The organism is Pseudomonas sp. W17 (assembly GCF_040268305.1).
GTDB lineage: Bacteria > Pseudomonadota > Gammaproteobacteria > Pseudomonadales > Pseudomonadaceae > Aquipseudomonas > Aquipseudomonas protegens.
Genome location: NZ_CP158490.1, coordinates 183,736 through 199,190, shown reverse-complemented (window position 1 = coordinate 199,190; position 15,455 = coordinate 183,736). Strand labels below are relative to the sequence as shown.

The window sequence follows — 15,455 nt, the reverse complement described above, 5'->3', positions numbered from 1 at the left end:
AATCACCTTAAAGCCTTTTAAATCAAGGCTATAGAGCTTTAAAAAGTTTGAACAACAACAGGATATTGCACACTTCGAAGAGCCAACGCCCGTACGCAAGAACCCTGTTTCTCACTCTCTCGCTACGATAAAGAACAACTCACCCACAACCACATCCGTAGCGACAAACCCATGCAGAAACCCCAAATAAATCAATAACGCATTGATTTATTTACTGAAAATAGAATCAGACAATTCCCTCTGCAAATTCAGAAGAGCCGTACCCCCCAGGGCTCATCCCCCCTGGGCAATCAATCTTCTCCTGTCTTCTTGCCTTCATCCCCTTCCGAACGCAGATGGATCACCCGCGGCGACGGTTCCACCCTTAGCGGCGGGTGCTGCTGGTCTTCGGGAAGAATGCGATAGAACTGCGTGGTGACGTGGCTGATACCGCCCTCCTCGTCGTTGTGCACGATCATGGTGCCGGGCTGGCGCATCTGGGCGAAGGTCGCGTCGTTGAGCTTGAAGGTTTCGCTCAGGCGCTTGTCGTCCACCACGGGTGCCGGCAGCCGGGGCGGGTAGCTCTTGTTGCGACGCTGGCGGTAGCGGGCCCAGGAAATCAGCAGCACCGCATTGAGTACCGCCACCCAGGCATAGAACTGCAGGGTGGTCAGGGCATCGAGCATGCCCGCTTCGATCCGCGGCCCTTCATGGCTGTCCAGCAGCGGAATGAGCCCACGAACCAGCAAGTACAGCAGGCCTACCCAGGCCAGTACGGTGAGGACAACGTCGACGATCACCATGAACGGACGCTGGCGGGTTCGGATGATTTTCATCAGCGCACCTCCTCTTCGTCATCGATGGGTTTGATGCCGCGGTCCGGGCTGACCCAGCGCGCGCGTTTCTGGTGTTCGCCAAACAGCACCCGGGGAAAGCTCACCAGGGTGGTGAACAGGCTGATGAACCAGAACACCAGCGGGTACCAGACCACCCAGAACATGGTTTTCCAGAGGTCTTTTTCATAACGGCGGTCGATCAGGATACTCACCGCGAACTGGGTCAGGCAGACCATCGCCAGTACCAGCCCGGTGAAGGCCGGTGGGACGATGGTGTGCACCGCGATGGCCTCGGGCATGACGATGAACTTGCCCAGGGCCCAGAAGATCACCGACAGCAGGAAAGTGAAGGCCCAGCCGGTGGACAGGCAGTAGTCGAACAGCAGGGTCCAGAGGTAGCGGTGGCGCCACTCCCAGATCCCGCGGATGTTCTTGAACAGCACCTCGGCGCCGCCCTGGGCCCAGCGCAGGCGTTGCTTCCACAGGCCGCGCAGGGTCTCCGGCATGAGGATCCAGCACAGCGCCCGCGGCTCGAAGAACACGTACCAGTGGTCCAGTTGCAGCTTCCAGCTGATGTCGATGTCTTCGGTGATCATGTCCGGGCTCCAGTAGCCCACCCGGTGCAGGGCGGTGCGACGGAAGGCGACGATCACCCCGGAGACGGTGAAGACTTTGCCGAACACCCGCTGGGTGCGCTTGATCAGGCCGATGATCGAGGAGAACTCGCCCACCTGGACCCGACCCACCAGGGTCGAACGGGTGCGAATCCGCGGGTTGCCGGTCACGGCGCCCAGGCGTGGGTTGTCCAGCATCGGTGCCACCAGGTAGGCCGCCGTGTTGGGCGCCAGCAGGGCATCGCCGTCGATGCACACCAGGTATTCGCTGTGTGCCGCCACCGCGCCCATGCGCAGGGCCACGGCCTTGCCCTGGTTCTGCGCCAGGTGCAATACCCGCAGGCGCGGGTCCTGGGCCGCAAGGCGGTCCAGCACCTCGGCGGTGTTGTCCTTGGAGCCATCGTTGATGGCGATCACTTCGATGTTCGGGTACTGCTGGGCCAGGGCCGCATGAATGGTGTCGGCGACGTTGTCGCCTTCGTTGTAGCAAGGAATGAGGATGCTGATCAGCGGCTCACCGGCCAGGGGCGGCGGCAGGGTGTCGTCGCTCCACGGCCAGTGGCGCTCCCAGTGCATCCAGTAATACAGGCCGCCGGCGATCCACAGCGCCGACATGAACAAGGGGTAGTAGAAGACGAAGTCCATGAGGAATTCGCCAGTCAGCACGAAGATCAGCCCCAGGGGCACGCCGAGAACGAGCGCCAGGACCACCAGCGCAAAGATACGATCCACCATGATTCAAGGGCTCCATTTGTTGGAGAGCGCGGGCCGCAGAGTCTTCAGGTCCGGTGAGTTCTCGAGGAAGTTGTCCGGGTAGTAGCCGAAATTGGTCGCGCCCTGGCGCTTGAGGCGGCCCATCCAGTCCGCCAGCTGCTGGGCGGAGAGGTCGCTGGCGGGCTTGCGGGCCCAGTCCCGGGCCTGCAGCTCGAACACCGTGCGCTGCAAGGCACCGGGGCGGGCGCGCACCTGGTCCACCAGGGCTTCGAGCCAGGGCCCGGAATGCCGCTGGCTCTGGCCTTCCATCAGCGGCATGGCCATGGGCGCGGTCCAGTCGTAGCTGACCAGGAAATCATCGAGGTTCTGGGCGAACCAGGTTTCACTCTGCGGGTTGATGATCGGCTCGGCGAACAGGTTGCGCGCGGTCTGCACCTGCGGCCCGCGAATCGCCCGGACCTTGGCGGCCAGCTCATGGGTGAAGTCGATCAGGTAGCGGCTCTTGAAGCGGGTCCAGCGCTGCAGGGTGGCCGGATCGTCGCGCAGGGCGGCCATGGAACCCGGCAGACCCTGGGCCGCATAGGCGCGCAAGGCCCCGGGGCTGGCATCTTCGAAATCCGAGAGCACGGCGTCGTCGTGGAACAGAATGCCGTCCACCGACGTCATGCGCGCCACGTCCTCGTAGAGGTCACCGATCTGCCGGCGCACATTGGGGTCGAAGGGCGACAGCCGCTGGTACTGCTTAGGATCGATGGTGCTCTGGCCGGTGGCCGGATCCCAGCGCGTGACCCGGGGCAGCCGAGCGTCCAGGGCGAAGCTGAGCACCGGCATCCAGGCATAGACCTTGACGTGGGCCCGGGTGCGCAATTGCCAGGCGACCCGGTCGAACAGGTCGGCGCGCATCGGCAGGTGCCGGTTGGGGAAATACAGCGACTGCACCAGGCCGTCGCCCTTGGGGTCGGCGAAGGCCTGGAGGAATACGGTGTTGGCCCCCAGGTCGGCCATGCGCTGCACCAGCTTGCCGAGGTTGACCTCCTGCTGCTTGGGGTCCGGGTCGTAGACGTTGTCCAGGTCCACGTGCACCACGCGCATGGGCGCGGCGGTCTCGGCGCCGACAATGCTGTTGGAGAAGTGGATGCCGTCCGGGTCCGACACCACCAGGAAACGCGGGCTGCTCATCAGGTTGTCGAGTGTGTCCAGGCCGTCGTCCAGGGTCAGGGCCAGCTTGAAGCCCTGGCTGTCCACCACTTGCAGGGTGGAGCCGTCGGCCGTGCCATAGGGCCAGACCCAGATCCTCGGGCGATAGCCGGCCACGGCCAGGATCTTGTTCGAGATGGCGGTCACGTCCTGGCGCATCCGCGCCTGGAAATCCGCCTCGCTTTCATAGCGCCCGGAGGCGGCATCAAAACGGCGGGTCGCCGCCGCCGGCTGCAGGTTGCCCTGAGGGTTGGCAAGAATGCCCAGGTGGCTGTGGTCGGTATGGGCGGCGATCTCCACCAGCCCGGAACGGGAGATTTCCCGGACCTGCGCCCAGGTCAGGAACTGTGAGCGGGGCCGCAGTTCGCCGGCGAAGTTCACCGGCTGGTCGGTCGGGGTGTCGATCCAGGTGCCCACCGGCGCCAGCACCGCAGGCCAGTGATAGCTGCGCAGCACCGGCAGCACCCGGGTGTAGAAGCTCGAATAGCCGTCATCGAAGGTCAGCAGGATGGCCTTGGCCGGCAGTTCGGGGCCGCCGTTGCGAGCGGCCAGGATCTGGTCCACGGTCACGGGCCGGTAGCCGTTTTCCCGCAACCAGGCCAGTTGCTCGATCATCCGCTCGGTGCGCACCGCCACCACCCGTTGGTCCGGGTCGCGATCCTCGATGTCGTGGTAGGCAATGCCCAGCACGTGGTTCTTCGGCCAGGGCGCCTCGGTGTTGGGCAACGGCCGTTGCGCCGGGGCGAGAAAGTCGGCGGCGGGCTGGGAACAGGCGCTGAGAACCAGGGCTCCCAGCAGGAGGATGCAACGGTTGATCAGGCGCATCGTCACACTCTTCTCTAGAAGCGATAGGTAAGGTCGACAGCCAGGCGCAGGTCGGTTTCCCGATCGCCGTCGTAAGGCCGGTTGATCACGCTCAGGACTCCGCCGATGTCGAACACGTCGTTCCAGCTGTAGCGCTGGCCGTAGCTGAGCAGCCCCACCGCTCCAGTGGAGTAGCCGCGTTCGCTGTAGGTACCGGCGCCGGCCTGGAACTGTTGGCTCCAGGAGGTCTGATAGCGGTGATAGAGCACGTGGTTGACGGTGACGGTGGGCAGGACGCTGAGGTCCGCCTCGGGGTTGTAGTAGGGGGTGTCTTCCAGGGTGTTGTGGCTGGCGCCCACTTCCAGGCCGAGGTCGACCTGCACTTTCGGCGAGCGGTAGACCCCTTCGCGGCCCGTGAGCAGGGCCTCGAACCGATTGTTGCCGTCGCTGAAGTGCGACGGGCTGAGGGACAGTTTCCACTCGCGGCTTTCATTGGCCCGCCAACGCAGGAAGGCGCTGCCGCCGTTGGCGCTGATATCGCTGTTGAGGGCCCGCAGCGGGGTGTTGGCAGAGAGGTAGTCGAGGCTGCCGCCGTATTGCCAGTGATCGTCGATGTCCCGCGCCAGCGACACCCGGGCACCGGTCTTGCCGCCGTAGCCATAGGAATGGTTGGAGACTTCCGCTTCCAGGGTCATGTCGCGGGTGCGCCGCTCCACCCCCAGGACCTGCCAGCGGTGATGGCCGATCCCTTCCGAAAAGTCCCCCATGGCATAGCCGATGCCGCCGAACAGGCGCCAGTCCTCGGCGATCGGCGGCGTGTAAAGCCGGCTTTCGATGCCGAAATCACGGCTGCCGGATACCGCGCCGGCGCCATTGCTGCCACCGCCGTAACTTTTTCCGCCATAGGTCATGACCCGCAGTTCGGCCATGTCGTGCACTTCGCGCTCGCGGGCCAGGCGCTGCACCTGACGGCTCTCCGAAAAGCGCTCCACCACATCGTCGGTCAGCGCATCCAGTTGCCGCCATTCCTGCAGGTCCTGGGCCGTATGGCCCTGGGACACTTCCAGACTGACATCGCGCGGGGCCACGCTCTCGGTTTCCTTGAGCAGGCTTTCCGAAAGCCGGGGCCAGTCGCGCACCCGGTACAGATCGGCCTGGGCCAGACGTACGCTGATGTTGCCCGGAGCCTGCCCCGCCAGGGTCTCCAGGCGCTGCTCGGTGCCCGGCAGGTCAGCCCCGGCCGTGCCGTTGGCACCGGCCTGGGCCGCCAGCAGTTGGGCATCGACCCAGTCGTCATTGGGGTCGCCCACGGTTTGCCCGGTGAGCTGAATTCGCTGCGGCACACTGTCGGCCAGGTCATTGGCGAGTTTCAGCGCCTCTTCCGGGCGTTCACTTTCCAGCAGCGCGTAATACAGCGCGGTGGTGTCTTCCAGGCGGTGGTCGGCATCGCCGTCCGGTGCCGAAAACACACGCCGATACAGGCCCGCAGCGATTTCCGGCTGGCGCTGGTCGAGGTAGGAAGCCGCCACCCAGCGCAGGGCATACGGGGGAATGGCCACGCCGGCAGCGGTGAGCTGCTCGTATTCGCTGATCACCTCTGCGGTGCGCGCCCGGGACTTGAGGGCGCCCAGGCGGTCGATGCGCCAGCGGGTCAGGTCGTCCTGGGCTTGAGGGTCCTTGCCCCAGGCGGCGAACAGGGTGTCGTAGTCGGCCAGGGCACGGTCGGCCACCACAAAGCGCTCTTTCTCACTGCGGCTGGCCAGCTCCGAGAGGCGCACCCGTTCGGCGGCGAGGTCGGCCTGGATGCGCCGCTGGATCACCGGATCGATCAGCCCGGGGTGCTGCCGGGCCAGGCGCAGGGCCGGTTCCGGCAGGCGCGCCCGCTGCAGGGCGTAGATGTATTCGCGGATGACTTCGGGCTTGTCGCCGGCGCGGATAAACGCCTGGTCGTATGCGGCCAGGGCGTCATAAGGCTGGTTGGCGCGGGTCAGCGCGTAGCCCAGGGCCAGGCGCCGGTTCGGGTCATCGGGCTTGGCCGCCACCAGGGCCTTGGCCCGGGCCACGGCTTCGGCCGGCTGGCCAGCATCGGCCTGGGTCAGGGCCAGCCCCAGCTGCAGGTCGGCGTTTTGCGGGTCGCGCTGCAGGGCCAGGCGATAGACCTGGGTGGCGTTGTCCCACTGCTTGAGGTTGCGATAGGCCCGAGCCGTGGCGGCCAGCGCCTGCGCCGGCAGCACCCGGTTGCGGCCCTGGGTCTCGTAGACCTTCACCACCTCGGCATCAAGGCCCGCCCAGCTGGCGATCTGCAGGTGGTCGCTGACCAGCCCGTTGTTCAACCGGTCCGCCGGCACTTGGCGCAAATGGTTCAGCGCCGGGGCGTAGCTGCCGGCCCTAGCCTGGATGATCAACTGGTCATAGGCCGCATCGGCGAACGCCAGGCCCGGCCATAACAGTTGGCTGCACAATGCCAGGCGAAACAGCGGACGAAGGCCGTAGCGGCGAGCGGGATGAACAGTGCGTTGCATTTCGTCAGCATCCTTACGTGGCTAGCCGGAGTTATGCGCCCCGCCCTTACGCCCCAGCCCGGACGATCAGAAGATCGACAGAGCGTCTGGGAGAATTCTTCCACGAAGGTTAGTTCAGAATTTGCAGCGCAATATTTATTCAGAGTCAGATTCTGCGGGGCCTGCAGCCGCCCTCACCGCCTTGCTCCAGACAGCACAACGCCCGACCTGTGGGCTGCACAGGCCGGGCGTCAGAGGATGCACAAGAAGGGCCGCGTAAAGCGGCCCGTGCACCTTTACTGCTGGGCGCCTACGCCCCCCAGCTTGCTCATGACCAAACCGATGAACTGCTCAACGGTCATTTTCTGGCCATTGAAGTTCACTTCGTTATTGGCATAGTGCAGGGCCGACACCACGTCATTGCCTTCCAGCTTGGCCAGTTGGGTGGACAGGGCCATGGCACTGAGCATTTCTGCAGTGGCCGCGCTTTGCTCGGCGATCAGCTTGGCATCGGTCTGGCCTTCGGCCTGGGCCTGCAGGGCGGCGATGTCTGCCACCATCGGCTTGGACAGCGACAGCTTGGCATCCAGCTGGCTGACCAGTTGCTTGCCCAGCTCAGCCGGCGGCAGCTCCAGGCTCTGCGGCTTGGCCAGATCCAGGCTCAGGCTGAAACGGCTTTCACCACCGGCGGTCTTGAATGCCAGGCTTTCCAGGGCGATCTGCGGCTTGGCTTCCAGGACCTTGTTCACGGCAGCCCGTACCTTGACCTGCTCGGCGTCGGACATTTGCAGTTCCGGAGCCGGTTCACCCTCGGCAGAGGCCTCGGTGGCGGCCTTCTGATACGGCTGCAGCACGTTCTGGTAGACCTGGACCAGATCGAGCATGCCCTGGCTGTCGAGGTTCTTCATGCTCCAGAGCATCTCGGCCGAACCCACGGTCTTGCCGTCGAAGGCGATTTCGCCCACTCGGTAATCCGCACGGCCCGCCACTGTGCTGCCGGTTTCTTCGCTGAAGGTCTTCTGCTCGAAGTGCTTCAGGGTCAGCACCGACTGCTTGTCGCCGAAGGTGGCCTTCAAACCGCTGAGCTCCAGGGTGTTCTGGCCCAGGAAGTAGTCGAAGCTGCTCTTCTGCAGGTTGCTGGCCAGGGTCAGGCCGTTGATTTCCAGTTTGAGCGGGGCCTTGTCCGGCGAACTGAGGAACAGGCTCAGGCTGTCCATATAGCCATCGACCTTGGCCTTGCGGCGATTGTCGCCGACGCTGAAAGTGGCATTCAGGCCGGAGAACTTGAGGTTGTTCAGCTCATCCAGGGCCAGTTCCATCGGAGCGAAATCTACGGTGCCCTCCGCGGACAGGTCATAGCCGACATTGACCACGCCCTTGAACGGTGCAGCACCCTTGGTGGCGGCAAACCACTTGTCGGTCTGCCCGTTGTTCTCCAACTCGTAATGACTGGACGCCATGACTGGCAGCCACTTGAGGCGGATCAAGCGCGAGAAAGGCAGCGGGCCGTGTTCGATATGGTCGGCGATCATCAGTTCCAGCCCACCGTTGAACACCTCGCCCTGGGTCTTGAGGCGGTAGCGGGCATTGCTGCTGAACACGCCACGCTCCAGGGACACCAGCTCCAGAGTGGCGGTGGCGTCATAGCCGATCAGCGCCGCTTGCAGCTCCTTGTTGCTTTCAATCACCTGCTGCTGCAGGACCCCTTCCAGCTTGGTGCCGGTGTACCAGGCGCCGCCGGCACTGATGGCACCTACTGCGACGACGATTCCTAACAGTACGCCTGCTGATTTATTCATGTCTGACCCGATCAATATCCGTTGTTTGAAGGTGTGGTCGTCTTCCCTGAACCCATGACGGGTTGCGGCTCGACTCCGCGTAAAACCGGCGCAGATTACCACTGGCGGCTAGGGCGAGCCCAATCTTTGAATGTGAAAAACCGTGGAGCGCGGGGAGATGGCCCCGGCAGCGGCTGCCGCAAACCGGCAGCCGCCGCTGTTACAGGGCCAGGGGAAGGGGCTTTTAGGAGTATTCGATTTCCAAGGCATCGAGCTGATGATCGAAGCTCTTGAGCCGGGCGCTCCAGGTGTACACCAGGACCTCGAAATCCCGGTCGATCACCGCGCTGTTGCCCCGGGATTCGCCCCGTGGGTCGCAGAAATCCAGCTGGTAGCGCTCCCGCGCCATGGCGGTGGCGACATCCGACAGCTCCCGGGCATTGCTCAGCCAGTGGTGACCGTCCTCGGCTTGCTTGTCCAGCAGCATGCACTGCTTCTTCAGGGCCTCCAGGCTCTTTTCCAGCGGGGTACCGGTGAGTTCGCCCATGACTTCGGCGAAGGTCCGCCCCGGTTGCCAGTAACTGCCCCAGAAGTAGCGGTCGAATACGGTTTCGACCCGGCGCAGGGCTACCTTGGTGTCCCAGATGACCACCAGGGTCTTGCTCTGTTCGAGCTGTTTTTTCTTGATTTTCTGGCCCTGAAAGGAGGCCCAGGCCACCACACCGATGGCCATCACCGCGATCAACGCGCTGGCGCTGTCGAGGAACACCAGGGCCTTGTCGATCTGATGGGCCAGCATGATGCCGTAGAAGTAGGTGGCAGACAGCAGCACCAGGGCGCATAGCGCGCACCAGAAGCCCGGAGCATAAGGGTTTTTCATTATTGGAATCCCCATGACCATCACATGCTTTGATCGGTTGGAAGGCACGTTGCACAAGGCACTTTTCCAACTGATCAAAGCATAGCAACCGCCTCAGGGTTTCGCGTGTTCCGGGCCTTGCGTTCGTCCGCTTTCCCAACCGCCGCCCAGGGCCAGGAACAGATCGATCTGGCTCATGGCTACCTGGGTGTTGGCCGCCGCCAGTTGCGCGCGCATATCGGTGTAGGTACGGGTGGCTTGCAGGTCGGCGAGAAAGGACGCGCGCCCGGCCTGGAAGAAGCGGTGGGTCTGGTCCGCCGCCAGTTGCGCCGACTGCTCGGCATCCGCCAGGGCATCGCGGCGCTGCAGTTGCGCGCTGTACTGGGCCAGGCCGGTCTGGGTTTCACGGATGGCGTTGAGCACCACCCCATCGAAATGCGCCAGGGCGCCCTGGCTCGCAGCCTCGGCTTCATGAATGCGCTCGCGGGCGCCATTGGCCGGCACCGTCCAGCTGATCAGCGGGCCGAAGCCCCAGCGATTGGTGGAAGGCTTGCCGAGGTTGTCGAGGATGCCCACGGTGCCGACGGTCGCGCCGATGCTGATATCCGGATACAGGGCCCCGGTGGCCACGCCGATTCGCGCGGTGGCGGCGGCCAGCTGGCGCTCGGCCTGCCGTACGTCGGGGCGGCGCTTGAGCAGCGCCGCGCCATCGCCCACCGGCAACAGCTGGGTGATATGCGGCAACTGGGCGCAACTGTCAGTGCCGGCGGGCAATTGATCCAGCGGCTTGGCCAGCAGCATCGACAGGCGGAACAGGCCCGATTGGCGCGCCGCCTCATAGCGCGGCAGTTCGGCACGCAGGGATTTGAATTGGGTCTGGGAACGGGTGACCTGGGTTTCGTCGCCGCGCCCCGCATCGCGCAGGCGCTGGGTCAGCTCGGTGCTCTGGGCTTGCAGGCTCAGGGAGTGCTCGGCGATTTCCCGTTCTTCGTTGGCCGCGCAAACCTGGGTGTAGGCCCGCACCACGTCCGCCACCAGCGTAATGCGCGCGGTATCCGCCGCAGCCTGGGTCGCGTCCGCATTGGCCTGGGCCGCCTCGATGCCGCGCTGCAAGGTGCCGAACAGGTCGAACTGGTAGGAGGTGCTGATGGACAGGTTGCCGACGTTGGCCACTGGCACCTTTTCCGGCAGCAGGAAGGCTTCGCCGGATTCCTGCAGGCGCTCGACCCCGGCCTTGACCCCACCGCTCCAGCCACCGGCGGCCTGGGCTTCATCCACCTGGGCGCGGGCCCGAGCCAGGTTGGCCGCCGCCACCCGCAGGTCGGTGTTGGAAGCCAGGGCCTGCTGCACCAGCTGGTCCAGGCGCGGGTCCTGGTACAGCCGCCACCAGTCGGCAGGCACCGGCGCCGACACCACGTTGGCGCCCTTTGCGCTCAACTGGCCCTGCAAATCCTTGCGCTGCACCGCAGCATCCCCGGGCACCTGGTAATCCGGCCCGACCATCTGGCAGGCCGAGAGCAGCAGGCCGAGCCCGGCCAGGGCCAAACGCGCGCCGTTGTTCATTGGCCGGGCTCCTGCTTGGCCTGGTCGTCGAGGATCGACACCGTGGCGGTGCGCCCGGCGATCATGCGAAAGTCCGCCGGCACATCGTCGAAGGCGATGCGCACCGGAATCCGTTGCGCCAGGCGCACCCAGCTGAAGGCCGGGTTGACGTTGGGCAACAGGTTGGAGCCGCTGCTGCGGTCACGGTCCTCGATCCCGGCGACGATGCTTTCCACATGCCCGCGCAGCCGCGCACGGTCGCCGATCACACGGATATCCACCGCCTGGCCGACATGGATGCCATCGAGCTTGGTCTCTTCGAAATAGCCATCGATGTGGAAGGAGTTGCTGTCCACCACCGACAGCACCGGGCGCCCGGCGGTGACGAATTCCTGGGTGCGCGGTGCACGGTCGTTGACGTAGCCGTCCACCGGGCTGCGTACCACCGAGCGGTCGAGGTTAAGCTGGGCGCTGTCCACCGCCACCTGGGCCTCGGCCAGGGCCGACTGGGCACGGGCCTCGCGGGACTGGCTTTCTTCCAGTTGCTCGCGCGGCACCAGGTTGCCCAGGCCACGGTTGCGCTTGGCCTCGCGCTGGGCCTGGGCCAGGGTTTCCTGGCGGTCGGCCAGGGCCGCCTTGGCCTGGCGCAGGGCCAGCTTGAAGCGGTCCTGGTCGATGCTGAACAGCACCTGGCCGCGCTGCACCAGTTGGTTGTCACGCACCTGCACTTGCTGGATCAGCCCGGACACGTCCGGAGCGATCTGCACGATATCGGCGCGGATATGCCCGTCCCGGGTCCAGGGCGCGAACATGTAGTACATCACCATGCGCCAGACCACCACGACCGCGAAGGTCACCACCAGTAACGTCAGGACCACACGGCCAATGGTCAATAAAGGTTTTTTCATGTCATCAGGTATCGACTGAGAGAGTCCACGGCGCCCAGTAGCAGAGCGTAGAGACCCACGTTGAACAGCGCCCGGTGCCAGACCAGACGATAAAAGTGCAAGCGCGTCAGCACCCCGTGCACCAGCAGGTACAAGCCATAAGTGATGCCCATCAGCACCAGCAGCGTGGGCAGGAACACCCCGCTGATATCCAGATCACCGATCATAGGGGCGCTCCATCGATGCCATGGGGAAGGGGTTCTTCAAGCTCGCCGGTGGCGACGAATTCCATCCCCGGCAACAGCGCCAGGCGCAGGCCGCTGAGGGCGTGCAGCAGGTGCAGGCGGGTTTCGTGGTCGCCTTGCAGGCCCTGGCTGCCGAGGGCGCGGCGGGTACGGTCGAGGGTCATCAGCAGCCCGCTGGGGGCCGGCAGGCGTTCGCCGGCCTTGAGGCAAGCCTTGAAGTACTCGCCCACCTCGGCCACCACCTGGCGCAGCAGGCTCTGGGCCACACCCTGCACCCGCGGTGCGTAGGCCAGCAGGTCCAGCATATTGAGGGCCACGCGCAACTCCCGCAGGGCTATGCCGGTGTCCTGCCCGGTCATGGCCAGGCGCGGCAGGTGCTGCATCAGGCGGTCGAGCATCTGTGCACCCATGTGCCGGTGTTCGGCCAGGGTCGCCGGTTCGCTGAGGCTGACGATGTCGCGCCAGCTGAAGCGGGTCAGGCGCTTGGCCGCCAGTTCGGAGCCGAAAGGCCGGGCGATCAGGGTCCAGACAAAGGCGAACAGCAGGCCCATGGGGCCGGCCAGGTTGGAGTTGGCAAAACTCAGGAAGTCCGCGTCGTAGGCGCCCTGGATGCTGATGAAGGACGAGGTGTTGACGATGGTCAGCAGCATGCCGAGGTAGAACCGCGGCTGCACCGTCAGGGTGCCGACGCAAATGAACGGCACGGCAAAGGCCAGCACCAGCATCGGGAAGTCGTGCAGGTTGGGCAGGATCAGGAACAGGTAGAGGCTGGCGAACAGCACCGACATCGCGGTCCAGAAAAAGAACCGGTAGATCTGCGGCGCCGGGTCGTCCATGGAAGCAAAGAAACTGCAGGCCACCGCCGCCAGGATCACGGCGCTGCCGCCGTCGGTCCAGCCCAGGAGAATCCACAGCACCGAGGCGACGATGATCGCCAGGACCGTCGAGCCCGCCGAGTACAGCATCAGCCCGCGATCGAGAAACGGCGTCAGCCGGCCCAGCCGCCAATGCCGGTAGACCGCGCGCCAGGGCGCCTGGCTTTCACTCTGGATGGCGTGCTGCAGGCTGCGGCAGTCCTGCCACAGGTCGATCCACTCGCCGAGGCGATACAGAGCGTTGGACATCAGCAGCTGGCGCCGGTCATCCAGGGCTTCGGGGCTTGGCTGCAAGGCTTCGAGTTCATCGCGCAGGGCCTGCCAGCGTTCCACCGAAGCATCCCGGGCGGTGCCTTGCAGCCATTCATCGGCCTTGGCCAGCAAGGGGGCGAACTGCGCCACCAGCTCCGGGGTACGCCGTTCCAGGGCATACAGGGCATCGTCCAGGGCATCCACCACCGGCAGCAGATTGATCATCCGCCCGCGCAGCTCCTTGGTGTTGCGCACGGTCTGCGGCCGGGCGCCCTCGTGGGGCAACTGGCCGATCATCAGTTCCAGGGTGTTGAAGGTGCCCACCATGGACGCGCGCAGGGCACTGACTTCCTCGGGCTGGACGTTGCGGGCCAGGAAGCGCTGGCTGTAGAGCGCGGCATCGGCGAACCACTTGGCGGCGGAATCGACGAACACCGGGGCCAGCCGCCGGGGCCAGAACATGCTGCCGATCACCGCGGCGCAAACGATGCCGAGGAAGATTTCCTCGGTCCGCGCCTCGGCGACGTCCCAGACCCCCAGGGGGTTGTCCACCACCGGCAGGGCGATCAGCGGCAAGGTGTAGCCGGCCAGCATCAGGGCGTAGTTGTTGGCAGTGCGCAGGTGCATGGACAGAAACAGCAGGATCCCGGTCCACAGGGCGATGATCACCACCAGCAGGTAGGGGCTCTGCACGAACATCGGCACGAACAGCACCGCGGCCGCCGCCCCGAGAAAGGTGCCGATCGCCCGGTACAGGGCCTTGGAACTGGTGGGGCCGACGTAGGGGCTGGAGACGATGTACACCGTGGCCATCGCCCAATACGGACGGGGCATCTCCATCAGCATGGCGATGTACAGGGCGATCATCGACGCGGCGAAGGTACGTACGCCATAGAACCAGTCCCGCGCGGGAGGCATGCCGGTAAAGAAGCCTTTCAAGATGGCAGCACCGGTACATGACTGGCGGACTCGAACGCGCGGATCACCCGCAACGCCGCCTCCAGGTCGGCGCTGCCAATGCCTTCCAGCACTTCATGACGCAGGCGCACCAACTCGCTTTCCACCGCCTGCACCAGCTCGCGACCGGTGTCGGTCAGGCTCAGGCATTTGGCCCGGCGGTCGTGGGGGTCTTCACTGCGGCACACGTAGCCGGCGCTGCACAGTTGATCCAGCAGGCGCACCAGGGACGGGCTTTCCATCCCTGCGGCCTGGGCCACCGTGACCTGGCGCACGCCCTCGCCCAGGCGCCCGATCATCAACAGCGGCACCGCGCAGGCTTCGGAAATGCCGAAGTTGACCAGCGTGGTCTGGCAGATCCGCCGCCAATGCCGGGACGCGACCACCATGCCACTGCTGATATTCATGTGGAGTGATTCAAGGGAGTTGGACACAAGATTGTTCGCACACTGTTAGTTTGCTAACTATCAATATGTCATTGACGGATAAATCCAGTCAAGTTTTGTAACAAATACCCCAGCCAAGCCTTGGATCCAGCGCCTGCAAAACAGAGAACGTAATGAAAAGGTATATACTTTTTCAGTACTTTTTGAGGAGAACGCTCATGCCCAAGCACGCCATCTTTACGATGAAACTGGAAACTGAACTGCGGGATCAGTTTATGGCGGAGGCACTGGCCGCACATCGCCCAGCCTCACAGATCGTGCGCGAGTTGATGCGCGAGTTCGTGCAAAAACAGCACGAATCCCGTGAGTACGAGGCCTTCCTGCAACAGAAAGTCCTGCTGGCTCGAGCCTCCGTAGACGCTCAACGCGGGCACAACCATGAAGAGGTAGAGGCAGAGTTCGCTGCCAGACGCGCTCGGGCATCGAGGCTGGAATGAAGGTTGTATGGGTTCCCGAAGCCGTACAGGACCGCATGGATATCTGGGATTACCTGCATGTGCTCAACCCGAGGGCTGCGGTCGACATGGAAGGCGCTTCAGCGAATGCGTCGACCATCTGGTCCTCAACCCGCAGATCGGCTCCACGGGACTGGTGGCAGGAACCCGCGAGCTGATTCCCCACCCGAGCTATCGCCTGGTCTATCAGATAAGCCAGGACCACGTCTGGATCCTGGCCCTGGTCCACACCGCTCGCCAATGGCCGCCACCGACCTAGCCCCCGCGCCCCTTCCTCAACAACACATCCAACTGATCCACCACCTCGGCCCAATCCGCATCATCGAGCACTTCCGTGCGCAGAAAGTCGGCCTGGCTCTCGCTCCAGAAAAATGCGTCCGCCAGGTGCAGCTCCGGTTTGAGCGGCGAATGGGTGGCGATGAAACGCTCGATACTCACCGGGTCGTCGGCCAGCCCCAACTGCTTGAACAACGCCGGCAGGCTGTGGGTCGGTGCTTCCATGGTCGGGCTCCTG

The 15,455-nt window shown here is 64.5% G+C and carries 13 protein-coding genes and 1 pseudogene; 2 read left to right on the top strand and 12 right to left on the bottom strand.

The window, feature by feature from the left end; all coding sequences use genetic code 11:
• Positions 1–290: 290 nt before the first annotated feature.
• The 11 genes from pgaD to ABCR88_RS00825 all read right to left on the bottom strand — a co-directional run bounded on the left by pgaD (position 291) and on the right by ABCR88_RS00825 (position 14,447).
• Complete coding sequence (gene pgaD / locus ABCR88_RS00875) at positions 291–815, bottom strand: poly-beta-1,6-N-acetyl-D-glucosamine biosynthesis protein PgaD (protein ID WP_350403968.1); 525 nt, start codon at positions 813–815, stop codon at positions 291–293.
• Entirely contained in the window at positions 815–2,164 is a 1,350-nt protein-coding gene (gene pgaC / locus ABCR88_RS00870; RefSeq protein WP_019093523.1) for a poly-beta-1,6-N-acetyl-D-glucosamine synthase, read from the bottom strand. The genes pgaD and pgaC overlap by 1 nt, the downstream gene beginning before the upstream one ends.
• A 3-nt stretch (positions 2,165–2,167) precedes the next feature.
• Positions 2,168–4,165, bottom strand: a complete 1,998-nt coding sequence (gene pgaB, locus ABCR88_RS00865) for a poly-beta-1,6-N-acetyl-D-glucosamine N-deacetylase PgaB (protein ID WP_350403966.1) — start codon at positions 4,163–4,165, stop codon at positions 2,168–2,170.
• A 14-nt stretch (positions 4,166–4,179) separates the two neighbouring features.
• Complete coding sequence (gene pgaA / locus ABCR88_RS00860; protein WP_350403964.1) at positions 4,180–6,666, bottom strand: poly-beta-1,6 N-acetyl-D-glucosamine export porin PgaA; 2,487 nt, start codon at positions 6,664–6,666, stop codon at positions 4,180–4,182.
• A 275-nt stretch (positions 6,667–6,941) separates the two neighbouring features.
• Positions 6,942–8,444 (bottom strand): YdgA family protein, encoded by a 1,503-nt coding sequence (locus ABCR88_RS00855; protein WP_325985407.1) that lies wholly within the window; start codon positions 8,442–8,444, stop codon positions 6,942–6,944.
• 223 nt (positions 8,445–8,667) lie between these two features.
• The gene (locus tag ABCR88_RS00850; protein WP_015633693.1) at positions 8,668–9,303 is read right to left on the bottom strand and encodes a hypothetical protein; all 636 of its coding nucleotides are present in this window, start codon (positions 9,301–9,303) and stop codon (positions 8,668–8,670) included.
• Between the two features lie 93 nt (positions 9,304–9,396).
• Entirely contained in the window at positions 9,397–10,845 is a 1,449-nt protein-coding gene (locus ABCR88_RS00845) for an efflux transporter outer membrane subunit (RefSeq protein ID WP_011058540.1), read from the bottom strand.
• Positions 10,842–11,732: an HlyD family secretion protein gene (locus tag ABCR88_RS00840; protein WP_011058539.1), complete on the bottom strand. Its 891-nt coding sequence runs from the start codon at positions 11,730–11,732 to the stop codon at positions 10,842–10,844. The genes ABCR88_RS00845 and ABCR88_RS00840 overlap by 4 nt, the downstream gene beginning before the upstream one ends.
• Positions 11,729–11,938 carry a DUF1656 domain-containing protein gene (locus ABCR88_RS00835; RefSeq protein ID WP_011058538.1) on the bottom strand — a complete coding sequence of 70 codons (210 nt, stop codon included), beginning with the start codon at positions 11,936–11,938 and terminating at the stop codon, positions 11,729–11,731. The genes ABCR88_RS00840 and ABCR88_RS00835 overlap by 4 nt, the downstream gene beginning before the upstream one ends.
• Entirely contained in the window at positions 11,935–14,022 is a 2,088-nt protein-coding gene (locus tag ABCR88_RS00830; protein ID WP_350403963.1) for an FUSC family protein, read from the bottom strand. The genes ABCR88_RS00835 and ABCR88_RS00830 overlap by 4 nt, the downstream gene beginning before the upstream one ends.
• On the bottom strand, positions 14,019–14,447 hold the full coding sequence (locus ABCR88_RS00825) for a MarR family transcriptional regulator (RefSeq protein ID WP_011058536.1): 429 nt from the start codon (positions 14,445–14,447) through the stop codon (positions 14,019–14,021). The genes ABCR88_RS00830 and ABCR88_RS00825 overlap by 4 nt, the downstream gene beginning before the upstream one ends.
• Before the next feature lie 197 nt (positions 14,448–14,644).
• Here ABCR88_RS00825 and ABCR88_RS00820 point away from each other — a divergent pair, with 197 nt between their 5' ends.
• Both ABCR88_RS00820 and ABCR88_RS00815 read left to right on the top strand, forming a co-directional pair.
• The gene (locus tag ABCR88_RS00820; protein ID WP_015633690.1) at positions 14,645–14,923 is read left to right on the top strand and encodes a hypothetical protein; all 279 of its coding nucleotides are present in this window, start codon (positions 14,645–14,647) and stop codon (positions 14,921–14,923) included.
• A pseudogene (locus ABCR88_RS00815) lies at positions 14,920–15,200 on the top strand (type II toxin-antitoxin system RelE/ParE family toxin). The gene ABCR88_RS00820 and the pseudogene ABCR88_RS00815 overlap by 4 nt, the downstream one beginning before the upstream one ends.
• Here ABCR88_RS00815 and ABCR88_RS00810 read toward each other — a convergent pair.
• Positions 15,197–15,442 carry a DUF2789 domain-containing protein gene (locus ABCR88_RS00810; RefSeq protein WP_011058533.1) on the bottom strand — a complete coding sequence of 82 codons (246 nt, stop codon included), beginning with the start codon at positions 15,440–15,442 and terminating at the stop codon, positions 15,197–15,199. The pseudogene ABCR88_RS00815 and the gene ABCR88_RS00810 overlap by 4 nt on opposite strands.
• Positions 15,443–15,455: the final 13 nt, after the last annotated feature.